The following is a 15,313-nucleotide window of genomic DNA, read 5'->3' as shown; positions in this document are numbered from 1 at the left end:
ATGACCATCAGTTTGCCCCCGGAAACGTCCAGCCCTCCACAGCTTCAACCCAGCGGCTGGTTGCGGTATTTCAGCTTCAGCGTTGATCACAAGGTGATCGGGCTGCAGTACCTCGTCTGCGGCTTTGTTTTTTATCTGATTGGCGGCGCCCTAGCCGGCGCCATTCGCACGGAACTCACCAGTCCCGTGTCCGACTTCATGGCACGTGATGTCTACAACCAGGTGCTGACGCTCCACGGCACGGTGATGATCTTTCTCTGGATTGTCCCCGTGGTGAATGGTGCTTTTGGAAACTATTTGATCCCCTTTTATGTGGGTGCAAGGGACATGGCCTTCCCGCGCCTGAATGCCGTGGCGTTCTGGCTGATCCCTCCAGCCGGTTTGATGCTGATCACCAGCTATTTCCTCACGGGGGCTGCGCAATCGGGCTGGACGGCCTATCCACCTCTGAGCATCACCACACCAGCAACTGGCCAAATCATCTGGATCTTGAGCGTGCTGCTCCTGGGCGGAAGTTCGATCTTCGGAGGCATCAACTTCATCGCCACCATTCTCAAACTGCGTCGCCCCGGTTTGAAACTAATGCAGCTCCCCATGTATTGCTGGGCGATGCTGGGCACCAGCATTCTTGTGGTTCTCTCAACACCGGTTCTGGCGGGAACGTTGGTGTTGCTGAGTTTCGACATCGTTGCCCATACAGGCTTCTTCAACCCCACCCTTGGGGGAAACGTGGTGGTTTACCAGCATCTGTTCTGGTTCTATTCGCACCCAGCCGTATACATCATGGTCTTGCCGGCCTTCGGCCTGGTGAGCGAAATCCTGCCGGTTCATGCCCGCAAGCCGCTGTTCGGCTACGTGACGATGGTCTATTCGATCATGGCCATCGTTGTGTTGGGCCTGATTGTGTGGGCGCACCACATGTTCACCAGCGGCACACCTCCCTGGATGCGCCTGTTCTTCACCATTGCAACCGCATTCATCGCCGTTCCCACCGGCATCAAATTCTTCAACTGGTTGGCAACACTTTGGGGCGGCCGCATCAGCCTCAACAGCGCCATGCTGTTTTCCTGCGGTTTCATCGTGAACTTCGTGCTCGGAGGCATCACAGGGGTCGCCCTGGCGCAGGTGCCGTTCGACATTCATGTGCACGACACCTACTTCGTCGTCGCGCACTTCCACTACATCGTCTTCGGTGGATCGGTGTTCGTGATCTTCGCCTCGGTCTACCACTGGTATCCCAAGTTCACCGGCCGGATGCTCAATGAAGATCTCGGCCGCCTGCACTGTGCCCTCACGTTCATCGGCTTCAACCTGTGCTTCGGCCCCCAGCACTGGCTGGGCCTCAATGGGATGCCGCGACGCGTTGCTGAATACGACCCCCAATTCACCCTGATCAATCAGATCAGCTCCGTCGGAGCCCTGCTGATGGCCATCAGCACCCTGCCTTTCCTCTGGAATGTGATCCACAGCGCCCTCAGCGGTCCTGTCGCAGGCGACAACCCCTGGAAAGCACTCACGCCCGAATGGCTGACCAGTTCTCCGCCACCGGTCGAAAACTGGATTGGTGAGGCCCCTCTGGTGGAAGAGCCCTACGGCTACGGCGTCCCGCCGGACGAACTGGACCTGACCGCAACCAGTGGTCGTGATCTCTGGAGCAGCGGCAAATGACCACCACAGTTCCCACGAAGGATCAGAACCACAGCCAAGGGGAGCATTCCGAGCATCCCGATCACCGCATGTTCGGCCTGGCCACATTTCTTGTGGCGGACGCCATGACCTTCGCCGGCTTCTTTGCGGCCTACCTCACCTTCAAAGCGGTCAATCCCCTACCGGATGGAGCCATCTATGAACTGGAGCTGCCCCTGCCCATCCTCAACACGGTTCTGCTCCTGGTGAGCAGTGCCACCTTCCACCGGGCCGGCCAGGCGATCCGACAGGACGACCACGGTCGCTGTCGACGCTGGCTGCTGATCACCGCAGGCCTCGGCCTGGCCTTTCTGGTGAGCCAGATGGTGGAGTACTTCACACTCCCCTTCGGTCTCACCGACAACCTTTACGCCAGCACCTTCTTCGCCGCCACGGGATTTCATGGTCTCCACGTGACCCTCGGCGCCCTGATGATCCTGATCGTCTGGTGGCAGGCGAGGCAGCCGCAGGGCCGTGTGACTCCAGCCGACCACTTCCCTCTGGAAGCAGCGGAGTTGTACTGGCACTTTGTTGATGGGATCTGGGTGATTCTTTTCGTGATCCTTTATCTGCTCTGATCCCTTGCCTTGATTGGCGAGCGTGGCCAGAATTCAGTTGAATTAATTCCTGAAATGCTGGTCGGCAAGGAACTGCTGGACAAGGCCAGATCGCTCAGCAATCGGCCGGAAGATGACATCGCCCGCGGCTGCGGCTACGTCGGCCCCAGCGGACGACTGCTGAAAAAGAGTTTTTATCGGGCTCTGGTGGAGGCCAAAGCGGCGGCCCAGGGATGGCAATTGCCGAAAAGCAGCAGCAGTTCCTCAGGCGGAAGCCGAGGTCGCCAGGCCGAATTCCGAACCCGTGTGCATGGCAACGGCAACCTGCTGATCGGCCACGCTTACACCCGTCGGCTCGGCCTGGAACCAGGCCAGGAGTTCAAGATCGAGCTGCAGCGGGACTCCGGAATGATCGTTCTGCAGCAGATGGATCAGGACCAGCCGTGAGCCGCCAGCCAGCTGGCTGACAGATTCTCGGTCTTGTTTTGGCCATCGGTGTTTCCGTCATCGGCAGCGGCGGCATGCAGCAGCCGCTCGGCGTAACGGGCCAGTTGATCGGCCTCCAGGTTCACGGTGTCCCCGACAGCCAGGTTTTTCAGGGTCGTCGCCTCCCAGGTGTGGGGGATGACGGCGAGGCTGAATGTCGTTCCATCGGCTGAACAGTCAGCCACCGTGAGGCTGATCCCATCCACCGCGATGCTGGCCTTCTCACAGACATAACGGCCGAATCGGGGATCCGACCAGCGGATCGACAGGGCCCAGGAGTGGGGGAGGGTCTCCACGCAGGTGACTTCTCCGGTCGCATCCACATGACCGCTCACCAGATGACCTCCAAGGCGGTCGCTCAGTCGAAGCGCTGGCTCGAGGTTCACCGCACCACCACGGTCCGCTTTGCGTCCCAACGTGGTGCGGCGCAGGGTTTCCTCACTCACATCGGCGCGGAAACCATCCGCGATCAGCTCTGCTGCCGTGAGGCAAACGCCATCCACAGCAACGCTGTCGCCAAGGGCCAACGGGGCAAAAGGAGCGCAGCCCCAAACCACCACCGCCCCGGCACGGCGCTCGATCCTTCCCACTGACTGCACCAGCCCCGTGAACATCGCCCGCAGCAGCTCTCTGGCCATAATCGGATAGAGCCGCGCCGCCGACATGGTCGAAATGAGCGTCGCCGGAATTGCCCTCGATGCCGCCAGCCGCACACCCATGGTGCTGCTGCGGGATCCCAGTGGCCGCCGTCAGGTGCCGATCTGGATCGATCAGGCGCAAGCCCACAACATCATGGCCGGACTGCAGGGGGGAGAACCACCACGCCCCCTCAGCCATGACCTGATGGCAGCACTGTTGGTGGCTGGGGGGCTCGAACTGGAACGCGTGATCGTCCACGCGATTGAAGACAGCACCTTTCATGCGGTGTTGAAGCTGCGACCCGATCTGGACGAAGCCGAGTTGGCTGAAAACGAAGTGCTGGAACTGATCGAAGTGGATGCCCGACCCAGCGACGCCATTGCGCTGGCGATCCGCACGGGCAGCGGCATCTGGATGCTGGAAGAGGTGGTGGCGGAAGCCTCGATACCGGTGGATGCGGAGGCGGATGCAGAAGATCAAAGTGCCTTCAGCCGTTTCGTCGACGACCTCAGCCCTGCGGCCTTGGTGCGCCATCTGCGCAACCAAGACAGCGAGACGCCCTCGGAGGAGTGAACACCCGCGCCTTCGGCAGCGGCCGCCCCGTCAGCCTGTTCACCCTCGGCACGATGCGTGCCCTGAACTCGGCGGCCCAGATGGCCGAGGTGCTTGACGCGGCAGCGGCAGCTGGGATCAACCATCTGGAAACCGCCCCGGCCTACGGACCTGCGGAACGTTTTCTGGGAGAGGCCCTTCGCCAGCACAGCCGCACAGGGTCTGACCACTGGGTGATCACCAGCAAACTGCTGCCAGGGCTGAGCTTCGAGGAAGGACAACGCCGCCTTGATCAGATTCTGGAGCGACTGGGCTGTCCACAGCTCGACAACCTCGCCATCCATGGCATCAACCGGGAGGAGCACCTGGACTGGGCCCTGGTGGGTGATGGGTCCAGGCTTCTGGACTGGGCCGTTAACAGTGGACGCGTCAGCCAGGTGGGCTTCAGCAGCCATGGCAGCAACCCGCTGATCGATCGGGCGCTGCGCAGCCAGCGCTTCAGGTTCTGCAGCCTGCACCTGCATTGGCTGGATCCCCAGCGTCTGCCCCTGGCCCGTTGGGCCCTGGCGCACGGCCTCGGAGTGATGGCGATCTCCCCTGCCGATAAAGGCGGTCGCCTCCAGGCCCCCAGCCCAACACTGGTGGAGGACTGCACCCCCTTTGCCCCCCTCGAGCTGGCCTACCGATTCCTGCTGGCACAGGGCATCAGCACCCTGACCGTTGGGGCCTCAGCTGCAGGGGATCTTCAACTCGCCGCAACCCTGGCGCAGGGGGATGGGCCCCTCAGCCAGGCCGAGCAACAGGCTCTGGTCACGGCAGAGCGGCGGCAGCAGGAACGGCTTGGCCAGGAGCATTGCAAGCAGTGCCAGGCCTGCCTTCCCTGTCCGAACGAGGTTCCGATCCCCGAACTCTTACGGCTGCGCAATCTGGCCATTGGCCATGGGCTCACCGAATTTGCGCAGGAGCGCTACAACCTCATCGGCCGTGCCGGTCACTGGTGGGAAGAGCACGACGCCTCCGCATGTGAACGCTGTGGGGAGTGCCTTCCCCGTTGCCCGCATCACTTGCCCATTCCTGATCTACTGGCGGACACCCACCAACGCTTGAAGGCTTCACCGCGACGGCGGCTCTGGAGCTGAATCACGCCAGCGCTCTTCCAGGGCGCTCCGGTCTTCGGGCAACAGCGGTGGCAGCGACCAGCAGCGCGACCAGGTGTCTGCGGACGGAAAAAGCAGAGGCCGCAGACGCGCCGATAGGGCGTTCTGGTCCACCATCAGCCCTGGCGATGCAATCGGAGCACGCCATCCCTGCTGCACCAAGCGGCTACGCAGGGGATCCCGCCATCCCTGCTCGACCCAGCGCTGGGGAACCGGTTCACGACTGGCCTCCGGCCTGAGCAGAACAGTCCAGTGCAAGGGGGCGCCGGAGGCAGGCAGGATCGCCCGAAGACGGGGATCCCGCCCTAACAGAGCGATGCAGCGGCTCAGGGGAAGAACCACCACCTTGGCCTCACCCTTGAGCAACCAGTTGGTGGCTTGACGGTCGTCATAGGTGAGGGCCTGGCGACGCAGCGCAGGCAAAGCCTGGCCTCCGCCCAAATGGTCCGCCAGGCTCATGACCAAGCGGGGGCTGGCGGGAAGCACCACACGCCCTGCCACGGCGGAATCCAGCAACAGGGGCCACCCCTCCTGGGTCATGGCCGGGTCATCCCGCAGAAGCATCACCCAGGGGCTGACGGCCAGCGGCAACACCCGATCCTGAAGAGCACCGAGGCTGGCCAGCAGAGCCTTGGCCTGACCATCCAACTGGCTCAGGAGCGGTTCAGAAGCAATGGGCTGGAGCGTGTCCGCTGGATGGGCATCAAGCCATCCATCACCGATCACCAACACATCGGCACGCGCCTGATCCGCCGGCCTCCAGTCCTGCTGGGCTGGAGCCAGCGTCAGGCTCCAGGGCTTGGGCAAGGCATCAGCCCACGGTTTCGGCAAAACCCCAGCCGGAGCCATCAGGGTTGGCGCGGATGTCGCCGGACGACAGCCCGCCAGCAGCACGGTTCCCGTCGCCCCGATCATCTGGAGCACTTGGCGCCGGCGCAGGGGACCCAACCGCTCTCTCCAGACGTTCATGGGCTTGACGTTACGGGGCGACTGAGCAGCTGCTCCAGGGCGTGCTCACAATCGAGCACCAGATCGGCACAAGAGCATCCACGCAGCTGGGCGAGCAGCAAAAGAGCGCCGGCCCCCACCCCTTCTTTCACATAGCCCCGTTCGTAGTCCCTTAAGGGTTGATGGGTGCTGCTGTGAAAACGCACGCCGCAGGCCAGAACGGAGAGGGCCGTATCCAGGTGGCTCGCAGTGGCATCCACCAACCCGCCGAAGGGGGACTGACCTGCCAGATCCGCAGCCTCATCAGCGAGCCAACCTGTGGTGCCGATCAGCACCTGGGCCGCCAGCTGGTCCCGCTGACGGGCGGGCAAAGCCTGCATCGCCAAGGCCAGAACAGCCAGCATCTGGCAACCGCCCCCCAGCAGCAACGGTTGTCCCGCAGACACCGCACCCACCACCACCCCTGCGGTGAAGGCCTGAAAAGGGTCACCAACAGCGGCCAGGATCCGCTCGGCCGAAGGATGCGCACCAAGCGAAGCCCGCTGAAGCCCTCGGACAACGAGGTCTTTCTTGAGTTGCTGCGGCGGATGAAGAGCACTACCGCTGATCAGGTGGGCAACCTCCACGCCGAGGGCCGTCAACACCGCTTGAGCGGTTGTGGTGCCCCCTGGAACACACTCCGCCACCACCAAGGGGCGTTGCAACCGCCGCCCCAGCAGCTCTCCCTGTCGCCACAAATGCTGCACCCGCGGCAATGGCATCGCCGCACCACTGGACAGGCACGCCGAGGGGCCTTGGTCCAGGGGCTCGATGTGCAGGTGAGGGAAATCGGGTTTCTGGGCCAAGCCGAGGGCCGCCACCTGCGGCCTCAACGTCAAGCGTCGCGCCGCGACATGGCTGAGCAGGGCGGGGGAGACGCCAGCGGGCAGAGGCGGCAGAGGCCAACGGCGCTGCCGCGCCGGCCCGTGAATCAGAAGCTCCGCATCAGCCAGGGCGGTGTAGCGCCGCGAAGCCACGGTGGACCCAGCGGCGGAAATCCCTTCATGCTCGGCCGTTTGTGTGGCCGCCAGAACGAGCAAAAGATCCAGCGGTTGATCGTTGGAGGTCCAGGGACGAAGTGCCGCTGCGTCCAACCTGCGTGCACCGAGACCTCCCAGCTGCTGGCAGCCCTCAGGCAACACCGAGGCTTCAGAGGGGATCGAGGGCAATGAGTCCATGCAGCAGCCTCGGGGGCTCCGGAATCGGTGATTTCAGGCGGGGAAAGATCCAGTACGCCAAAGCATGAAGAGACAGCACATAGATGACCTCCTGAACCACCACCAACAGCAACGCCATCAACTGCACCTGGGTGAGATCCGGTGTGATCGGCAGATGCAGTACCGCGATCAAGCGCTCGAGCAGAGCGGAACCTGCCCGGGTGATCACGACCCAGAGGTTTTCTCCCACGAGCAACGAAAGCACCAGAACTCGCACCAAAAACCCTGCCGTTCCAAGAACAACGCCCCCCGACCAGCTCAGCCACCAGCTGATCCCCCGGCACCAGCTCCAGCCCAGCCAGAGCGACAAAAGCCCATAGGGAAACAGCAGCAGCGGTCCACGCAAAGGACCCATCAAGGCGGTGAGCAGCAGCACAGAGAGCAGCAGACCCTCTGCACCGGAACGGTTGCCACGACGCAACTGCAGCAGGATCAGGGGCAAGGGAAGGGCCAGACGGAACAGCGCACCACCCACCGGCAAGTAGTACAGAGCCAACCAGATCAGCCCAGTCGCGGCCGCGAGATATGCCCCCTCAACCAGCCTCAGAGCCTGCTGGCGGCTCAACCGGGGGGTCGCGTCGGTCATGGTTCAACCCGCTCAATCCGTTCCACCGCAAAGCCAACATCCGCCTCACGCAGGGCGCGGGTGACGGCTTCAGCAGGAGCGGCAGGGTCGGCTCCGGCCAAACGGATGGTGATCCGGTAGGGCGCCTGGGGCAGACGTTGGGATGACACCGTCCGTGGTTTTGGCTGCGGAACAGGATCAGGAGCATCCGTTGCCTCAGGCAGGGAAACAGCCTCGGCCGCCGGCGTGGAGAGGGTCGCAGCAGTAGGGCTGGCAACCGATGGACTGACAACTGTTGGGCTGGTCTTCACAACAGGTACGGGCGCAGATGCCTGGACCGGCCTGGCTTCAGGCACCGCGAAGGAGCGTTCCAACTGCTCAGCGACCGGTGTGCCGGCACAGGCCTGCAGGAGCCCCACAGGCAGCAGCCAAAGCAGACGGGCCATCAGTTGTCAGCCGGCTTGATCACCCGCACCGCACTGGCCCTAAGCCGACCAGTCTTGGTGGTGGCGGGGGGTTTCTTGGCCGCTGGTTTCTTGGCGGCTGGTTTCTTGGCCGCCGGTTTTTTCGCAGCAGTTTTACGACCACCCTTTTTCGATGTTGCCTTGGCGGCAAGCAGTTCCACCGCTTCTTCAATGGTCACATCGTCAGCACCCTTGCCTTCCGGCAGCGAGGCATTCACCTTGCCCTGTTTGACATACAGGCCGTAAGGACCGTCATAGACCTGAATCGTTTCATCACTGCCCTCCGGCTTACCGAGGTCCTTGAGGGCGGTGCGTCCACCCCGACCCCGTTTGGGCATGGCCAGCAGCTCAAGGGCACGGCTCAGCCCCACCGCCAGAACATCGTCATCCCCCTTGAGCGATCGGTAATCCTTCTCGCCCTTGCCCTTGTCCCAGACGACGTAAGGGCCAAAGCGGCCAAGCCCCGCCTGAATGCGCCCACCATCGGGGTGTTCACCGAGAAGACGCGGCAAACGGAGCAGTCCGAGGGCATCCTCCAGGGTGAGATCCTCTGGCTTCTGCCCCTTGGGCAGAGAGGCACGTTTGGGCTTGGGGTTCTCATCACTCACCTGGCCCCGCTGCACGTAAGGGCCGTACTGACCGAAGAGCAGGTAGACCAGATCCCCCGTTTCCGGATCCTCACCGATGGCTTCGGGGCCGTCGGCCTTCTGTTTGAGGATCAATTCGGCCTGCTCTTCATCCAGATCAGCCGGAGTGATCTCCCGGGGCAAGGTGGCCTTGATCAGCTCTTCCTCACCGTCGTCGCTGACCCGTTTGGCCTCCAGGTAGGCGCCGAAGCGGCCGATGCGAACCACGGAGGACAAGCCCTCCAGATCGATGGTGCGGGATGCACCGGGGTCAATGTCCCCTTCCCGTTGCTGGACCTGGTTTTCCAGGCCCTCATCACCCTTGTAGAAGCCCTCCAGGTAAGGCAACCACTGCACCTTGCCGTGGGAGATCTCATCGAGGGTGTTCTCCATCCGAGCGGTGAAGCTGGTGTCCACCAGTTCAGGGAAATGCTCCTCGAGCAGCGCCGTCACAGCAAAGGCGGTGAAGCTGGGGGTAAGGGCGTTGCCCAACAGCGTGGCGTAGCCGCGATCCACGATCGTTCCAATGATCGAGGCGTAGGTCGACGGCCGGCCGATGCCCTCCTTTTCCAGCATCTTCACCAGCGATGCCTCGCTGAACCGTGCCGGCGGCTGGGTCTGATGGCCAAGGGGCTCAACGGTCTTCGGCTCCGGTGCATCGCCAACGCTCAACGCCGGCAGCAACACTTCCTGACCCTCAAGGGCCGCATCGGGATCATCACTGCCTTCCACGTAGGCGCGGAAGAAACCGGGGAAGTCGATGCGCTTGCCGCTGGCCCGGAAACTGGCCTCGCCTGAGCTGAGATCCACCGAGAGCATCGTGAGCCTGGCTTCAGCCATCTGGCTGGCCACGGTGCGCTTCCAGATCAGCTCATACACCGCCAGATCTCGTCCATCCAGACCGGTCTCACCAGGGGTTCGGAAGCTTTCGCCGGATGGACGAATCGCTTCATGGGCCTCCTGGGCATTGCGGGCTTTGGTACTGAACTGCCGCGGCCCTTTGCTCAGATACTCCTTGCCGTAAAGGCTCTCCACGCAGTTGCGGGATGCGTGGATCGCCTGATCGGACAAATGAACCGAGTCGGTCCGCATGTAGGTGATGAAACCGCGTTCGTAGAGCCCCTGGGCACAGCGCATGGTTTCCCGGGCTGAAAGGCGCAGCTTGCGATTCGCCTCCTGTTGAAGGGTGCTGGTGGTGAAGGGAGGCACCGGCTTGCGCACGGTGGGCTTCTCCTCCACCGCATCCACAGTCCAGGCGCTGGTTCGCACGGATTCAGCCAACGCCTTGGCCTCGCTCTCGCTGAGCAGCCGCACGGCACTGCCCGCCTTCAGCCCGCCTGTGCTCTCGTCGAAGTCGTTACCGGTGGCGATCCGCTGGCCACCCACATGGGTCAGCTTGGCCTCAAAGGCACTGCCCGACTGATCAAGCTGGGCCTTGAGGTCCCAGTAACTGCCGCTGCGGAAGGCTCGGCGGGCCCGTTCCCGTTGAACCAGGAGCCGAACCGCAACGGACTGCACCCGCCCGGCGGAGAGTCCCCAGGCCACCTTTTTCCAGAGGAGAGGGGACAGGGTGTACCCCACAAGGCGATCCAAAATCCGCCGGGTTTCCTGGGCATGGACCAGCTCCATGTCCAGGTCGCGGGTCTGATCCAGGGCCTTGCCGATGGCCTCCTTGGTGATCTCGTGAAACACCATGCGCTTCACCGGCACCTTCGGCGCCAGCAGCTGGAGAAGGTGCCAACTGATGCTTTCGCCTTCCCGGTCTTCGTCCGTCGCCAGGAGCAACTGATCAGCACCCTTGAGAGCGTCCTTGAGTTCGCGAACCGTCTTCTTCTTGTCCTTCGGGACCACGTACAGCGGCTCGAAATCCGCGTCGGTGTTCACACCGAGGTTGGCCCATTTCTGCCCCTTGGCCGATGCCGGAATCTCGCTGGCGTTGTTGGGAAGGTCGCGGACATGCCCCATGGAGGCTTCGACCTTGAATCCCTTGGGAAGGAAGCCACGGATGGTCTTGGCCTTCGTGGGGCTCTCAACGATGACGAGGGTGTGCGCCACTAGCGGCAGGTAAACCGTTCCCCTTCTTTATCGCACCGAGCAGCGCTCTGCATGACCGTCGGCGCGTCAAGCGCCGCTACAGTCGCCCCAGCGCAACGGTTCCAGGCTGCCATGCCCGACATGGGTGCTTTCCTTCTCGCCACCCAGGCCACGGCTGCCCCTGGTGAGCTGCTGAATCTCTCTCTCAATGCCTCCGCCGTACTGCCCGAAGCTGCAGTTCTGCTGGCGATGATCGCCACCCTCTTGGTGGACCTGGCCGGCGAAAAGGTCGCCACACGTTGGGTGCCGCCGATTTGTTACGCGGGCCTGGGGACCTCCCTGGTGCTGCTGGCCCTGCAGTGGAACGCACCGCTGGAGCCCTCGTTCCTTGGAGCCTTCCTCGCCGACAACCTGGCGGTGGCGTTCCGGGCTGTGATTGCCTTGTCCACGCTTCTGTCGCTGCTGATCAGCTGGCGTTACGCGGAGAAGAGCGGCACACCCGTTGGCGAGTACGCCGCCATCCTCCTCGCCGCAACCCTCGGCGCCATGCTCCTTTGCGGGGCAACGGATCTGGTGAGTGTGTTCATCTCGCTGGAGACACTCTCCGTCGCCAGCTATCTGCTGTCGGGCTACATGAAGCGGGATGCCCGCAGCTCGGAAGCAGCACTCAAATATCTGCTCGTGGGATCGGCAGCCGCTGCTGTTTTCCTGTACGGCTCTTCCCTGCTGTACGGCCTGAGCGGCAGCACCAGCCTCGACACCATCGGCCTGGCTCTGCAAACCAGCACCACACCTCTGGCTGCTTTGGCCCTGGTGTTCGTCTTGGCCACCGTTGCATTCAAGATCGCAGCCGTTCCCTTCCACCAGTGGACGCCTGACGTCTACGAAGGCTCACCAACCCCTGTGGTGGCGTTCCTTTCCGTGGGTTCCAAAGCCGCCGGATTCGCCCTGGCCCTTCGCATCCTGGTGGGTTGCTTCGGTGCCTTCGATGATCAATGGAAATTGCTGTTCACCGTTCTGGCGGTGTTGAGCATGACCCTAGGCAACGTTGTTGCCCTCGCCCAAACCTCGATGAAGCGCATGCTGGCCTACAGCTCGATCGGCCAGGCCGGCTTCGTGATGATCGGCATGGTCTGCGGCACCGAGGACGGTTTCGCGGCCATGGTTCTGTACATGGCGGCCTACCTGTTCATGAACCTGGGGGCCTTCGCCTGCATCATCCTCTTCTCGATCCGCACAGGAAGCGATCGAATTTCTGATTACGCGGGGCTTTACCAGAAGGATCCCCTGATCACCCTCGGCCTCAGTCTTTGCCTGCTTTCTCTGGGTGGCATTCCGCCAATGCTGGGTTTCTTCGGAAAGATCTATCTGTTCTTTGCCGGTTGGGCGAACCACGAATACCTGCTGGTGGTGGTTGGCCTGGTCACCTCCGTGGTGTCGATCTACTACTACATCTCCGTCATCAAAATGATGGTGGTGAAAGAGCCTCAGGAGGCCTCCGATGTGGTCAAGGCCTACCCCGAGGTGAATTGGTCGTTGATGGGGATGCAGCCGCTTCGAGTTGCCCTGATTGGATGTGTGGCGATCACCGCCGTTGGTGGGATCCTCTCCAATCCACTCTTCCAGTGGGCCAACACAGCGGTTGCAGGAACGCCATTGCTTCAGCAAGCCATCGCCCTGTCAAGTCTGAAGGGTCTTGGCTGAGGCTGTGCAGCAGCCGGTTGCTGAGCTCAGGGGGATCAGCAAGATCTACGGATCTGGTGATCTCGAAGTCAAAGCTCTTGACCAACTGAATCTCACCGTTCAGGAGGGGGATTACCTGGCGGTGATGGGGGCCAGCGGCTCAGGCAAGAGCACGGCGATGAACATCCTTGGCTGCCTCGACCGGCCCACCAGTGGCACCTACCGGCTCAATGGCACGGCCGTTGAACTGTTGGATGACGATGCCTTAGCCGACGTTCGCAACCGCTCGCTCGGGTTTGTCTTTCAGCAGTTCCATCTGCTCGGCCACGCCAGCGCCATGGAGAACGTGATGCTGCCGATGATCTACGCGGGGGTGCCCAGGGAGGAACGGATCGAGCGTGCCCAATCGGCCCTGCGCCGCGTTGGTCTGGCACAACGTTTGGAGAACAAGCCCAATCAGCTCTCCGGAGGGCAGCAACAACGGGTGGCCATCGCCCGGGCCATCATCAACCGCCCCAGTCTGTTGCTGGCGGACGAACCCACAGGAGCTCTGGACTCCAGCACCACCGCCGAGGTGCTGGAACTGTTTGATGAACTCCACCAACAGGGCATCACCCTGGTGATGGTGACCCATGAGGACGATGTGGCGGCCCGAGCACAACGCATTGCTCGATTCCAGGATGGTCGGGCGCTCACTGGATGCCCACAATGAGTGCAATGCCCCTGCGCTAATGGAGGAGACCCCCAAGGCTCTTCGTGTTGCAGTCGTGGAAGATGATCCGCGCATTCAGCAGCTGATCAGTGCTGAAATCACCGATGAGGGGCACGCCTGCATCTGCTTCGGGACCGCAGAAGACTTTCTCGACGAAGCCGGCTCCGATCGTTTCGATCTGCTTCTGCTGGACTTGATGCTTCCAGGCAGGGAACAGACGAACTGACGTCTCTGTTTCGCTCGGCGTCGCTCTGGGCTAGGGCTGATCACGTTCAAGGCTGCGCAACACCTGGCCGAACAGGAGCGAAACAGGATCGTTATTGGCACGCATCACGGCGGAAAGATCCAGATCCCCTGGATCAACGGCCTGCCAACCGGCCCGCGATGGTGTGCGCAACTCGAAATGCAGGTGCGGCCCTGTGCTGAGACCTGTGCTGCCGACGCGGCCAATCACCTCTCCCTGGCGCACCGGTTGACCGGGTCGCACGTAGATCTCCGAGAGATGGCCATAGAGCGTGCGGCGCAATGGCTCGGCGTGTTCCAGTTCGATGGCGACGCCATACCCACCTACAAGACCACTGCTTAAGACCTGCCCCGAAAGAGCAGCCACCACCGGTGTGCCCTCCGGTGCCGCAAAGTCCCGCCCGGCATGCATCAGCCAGCTCCCCAGGATCGGATGCAGACGCCAACCAAACCCACTGCTTTTAAAAGCGTCTCCAGCCACCGGGAAGAGCAGTTGACTGTCCCCATTGCCAGGAGTTGGCAGCGGACGGGGCGTGACCGCAAAGACGGATTCCAGCCGAAAGGTGCCGCCATCGGGGGCGAGAAGCGCTGACACAGGAACACGCAACGGTTGGCGGGAGGGGATCAAGCGAACCCGTGCTGAGGCCGGTGCCCCCGGCGGACGCCTGGCCACCCCGGAAGCACAGTCCTGCCGGGACAGAGCACCAGTGCGACAGGCCTCCTCAAAACGGCTTCGTTCGATGGGAACCGCCGCGCCACCGCCCCGAAGCAGCTTGCGCTCCTGGGACGTGATCACCCGTTGGCGAACCAGACCATCGAGCGACTGATCAAAACCCTGCGCAGCCGCGGCTGGAACCAACATCCAGATCAGCGCGAACCAAGCCAGCAACGGACAAGACGGCTGTGCCGAGGAATCCTATGGATGGGACACCAACTCAAGGCCAGCGGCGCCAGGTTTCAGTCCTTGAACCCTGACGCAACCGCAGCCCTCCATCGCGTTCAAGGCCAGCAATCCGCCAGATCTGACCGTCTTGAGGATGGACGAGCTGATCAGACCAGAGCCTGGCCTCAACGCCATCGAGGCACCAGGCCCCATCGCCTCCTTCGTCGTGACAATGATCGAAGGCCAGCAAAACCTCCGCCGTCCATCGGATCGGATCCGCAGCCTGTTGCCCTTCAAGCCTTCTCAGGGCAATGGCATGGCCAGGAACTGCATTCCGCACATTTAGGCCCAGGCCGATGCGTAGCAAACGCAGCTGGGAGCCCCGCTGCACCACCCCTGGCAGAAGGCCCGCCAATTTGCGGCCGTTCACGAACAGGTCGTTGGGCCATTTGATCTGAACCGAAAGGCCCTGCTGCTCAAGCCGGTGCACCACCGAAAGGGCCAGCGCCAAGCCAAGCAAGCCGGCCTGACCGGACCCTTGGCTCCGCCAAGGCAAAGCAGCACTGATCCAGACACCACCTGGCGGAGAAACCCAGGCACGCCCCCATTGGCCAACTCCCCGGCGCTGGTGGGTGGCAATGACGGCACGAGGTCCCATCAATGAAGGCTGATCGCGCAACCAGGCCCCCAGCAGCTCCTCCGTGCTGCTGCACACAGGCACATGACGGATGAACCAGTGGCGTGCTGAGGCACCAGCGAGGCGACGATACGTCGCCATCAACCGGCCACCACCGAAGTGTGGGAATCGATGTTGCGGCATGC

General features: G+C 62.6%; 16 protein-coding genes. 8 read left to right on the top strand and 8 right to left on the bottom strand.

Annotated elements, in window-relative coordinates:
* From ctaD to SynM161_RS02835, 3 genes are read left to right on the top strand one after another with little or no spacing between them, the layout of a single operon-like run.
* Entirely contained in the window at positions 1 to 1,668 is a 1,668-nt protein-coding gene (gene ctaD / locus SynM161_RS02845; RefSeq protein ID WP_186541925.1) for a cytochrome c oxidase subunit I, read from the top strand.
* Entirely contained in the window at positions 1,665 to 2,264 is a 600-nt protein-coding gene (locus tag SynM161_RS02840) for a cytochrome c oxidase subunit 3 (protein ID WP_186541924.1), read from the top strand. Before ctaD ends, SynM161_RS02840 begins: the two co-directional genes overlap by 4 nt.
* A gap of 54 nt (positions 2,265 to 2,318) precedes the next feature.
* The gene (locus tag SynM161_RS02835) at positions 2,319 to 2,690 is read left to right on the top strand and encodes an AbrB-like transcriptional regulator (protein WP_011363609.1); all 372 of its coding nucleotides are present in this window, start codon (positions 2,319 to 2,321) and stop codon (positions 2,688 to 2,690) included.
* Here the strand turns inward: SynM161_RS02835 and SynM161_RS02830 are convergent.
* On the bottom strand, positions 2,675 to 3,343 hold the full coding sequence (locus SynM161_RS02830) for a riboflavin synthase (protein ID WP_186542429.1): 669 nt from the start codon (positions 3,341 to 3,343) through the stop codon (positions 2,675 to 2,677). The genes SynM161_RS02835 and SynM161_RS02830 overlap by 16 nt on opposite strands.
* 49 nt (positions 3,344 to 3,392) lie before the next feature.
* Here SynM161_RS02830 and SynM161_RS02825 point away from each other — a divergent pair, with 49 nt between their 5' ends.
* Both SynM161_RS02825 and SynM161_RS02820 read left to right on the top strand, forming a co-directional pair.
* Entirely contained in the window at positions 3,393 to 3,941 is a 549-nt protein-coding gene (locus SynM161_RS02825) for a bifunctional nuclease family protein (protein WP_114988245.1), read from the top strand.
* A complete protein-coding gene (locus SynM161_RS02820; RefSeq protein ID WP_186541923.1) occupies positions 3,938 to 5,059 on the top strand; it encodes an aldo/keto reductase in 1,122 nt (373 codons plus the stop codon). The genes SynM161_RS02825 and SynM161_RS02820 overlap by 4 nt, the downstream gene beginning before the upstream one ends.
* Here the strand turns inward: SynM161_RS02820 and SynM161_RS02815 are convergent.
* From SynM161_RS02815 to topA, 5 genes are read right to left on the bottom strand one after another with little or no spacing between them, the layout of a single operon-like run.
* A complete protein-coding gene (locus tag SynM161_RS02815) occupies positions 5,033 to 6,046 on the bottom strand; it encodes an ABC transporter substrate-binding protein (RefSeq protein ID WP_186541922.1) in 1,014 nt (337 codons plus the stop codon). The genes SynM161_RS02820 and SynM161_RS02815 overlap by 27 nt on opposite strands.
* On the bottom strand, positions 6,043 to 7,242 hold the full coding sequence (locus tag SynM161_RS02810; RefSeq protein ID WP_186541921.1) for a nicotinate-nucleotide--dimethylbenzimidazole phosphoribosyltransferase: 1,200 nt from the start codon (positions 7,240 to 7,242) through the stop codon (positions 6,043 to 6,045). The genes SynM161_RS02815 and SynM161_RS02810 overlap by 4 nt, the downstream gene beginning before the upstream one ends.
* A complete protein-coding gene (locus SynM161_RS02805; RefSeq protein WP_186497192.1) occupies positions 7,214 to 7,867 on the bottom strand; it encodes a DUF2232 domain-containing protein in 654 nt (217 codons plus the stop codon). Before SynM161_RS02805 ends, SynM161_RS02810 begins: the two co-directional genes overlap by 29 nt.
* Complete coding sequence (locus SynM161_RS02800; protein ID WP_186541920.1) at positions 7,864 to 8,292, bottom strand: hypothetical protein; 429 nt, start codon at positions 8,290 to 8,292, stop codon at positions 7,864 to 7,866. The genes SynM161_RS02805 and SynM161_RS02800 overlap by 4 nt, the downstream gene beginning before the upstream one ends.
* Positions 8,292 to 10,991, bottom strand: coding sequence for a type I DNA topoisomerase (gene topA / locus SynM161_RS02795; RefSeq protein ID WP_186541919.1), 2,700 nt, complete (start codon positions 10,989 to 10,991; stop codon positions 8,292 to 8,294). Before topA ends, SynM161_RS02800 begins: the two co-directional genes overlap by 1 nt.
* Before the next feature lie 111 nt (positions 10,992 to 11,102).
* On the opposite strand from topA, the gene SynM161_RS02790 reads away from it, so the two are divergent.
* From SynM161_RS02790 to SynM161_RS02780, 3 genes are read left to right on the top strand one after another with little or no spacing between them, the layout of a single operon-like run.
* Positions 11,103 to 12,674 carry an NAD(P)H-quinone oxidoreductase subunit N gene (locus SynM161_RS02790; RefSeq protein ID WP_186542426.1) on the top strand — a complete coding sequence of 524 codons (1,572 nt, stop codon included), beginning with the start codon at positions 11,103 to 11,105 and terminating at the stop codon, positions 12,672 to 12,674.
* Positions 12,667 to 13,365 carry an ABC transporter ATP-binding protein gene (locus tag SynM161_RS02785; RefSeq protein ID WP_186541918.1) on the top strand — a complete coding sequence of 233 codons (699 nt, stop codon included), beginning with the start codon at positions 12,667 to 12,669 and terminating at the stop codon, positions 13,363 to 13,365. Before SynM161_RS02790 ends, SynM161_RS02785 begins: the two co-directional genes overlap by 8 nt.
* A 19-nt stretch (positions 13,366 to 13,384) precedes the next feature.
* The gene (locus SynM161_RS02780; protein ID WP_255441882.1) at positions 13,385 to 13,591 is read left to right on the top strand and encodes a response regulator; all 207 of its coding nucleotides are present in this window, start codon (positions 13,385 to 13,387) and stop codon (positions 13,589 to 13,591) included.
* Between the two features lie 30 nt (positions 13,592 to 13,621).
* Here SynM161_RS02780 and SynM161_RS02775 read toward each other — a convergent pair whose 3' ends face one another.
* Together SynM161_RS02775 and SynM161_RS02770 are read right to left on the bottom strand one after the other, a co-directional pair.
* Positions 13,622 to 14,470, bottom strand: a complete 849-nt coding sequence (locus SynM161_RS02775; RefSeq protein WP_186542423.1) for a M23 family metallopeptidase — start codon at positions 14,468 to 14,470, stop codon at positions 13,622 to 13,624.
* A gap of 73 nt (positions 14,471 to 14,543) precedes the next feature.
* A complete protein-coding gene (locus SynM161_RS02770; RefSeq protein WP_186542421.1) occupies positions 14,544 to 15,311 on the bottom strand; it encodes a biotin--[acetyl-CoA-carboxylase] ligase in 768 nt (255 codons plus the stop codon).
* Positions 15,312 to 15,313 lie beyond the last annotated feature (2 nt).

The organism is Synechococcus sp. M16.1, assembly GCF_014279895.1.
GTDB lineage: Bacteria > Cyanobacteriota > Cyanobacteriia > PCC-6307 > Cyanobiaceae > Parasynechococcus.
Note: the sequence above shows the minus strand (reverse complement) of the source record. Positions and strands in the feature narration are given on the sequence as shown.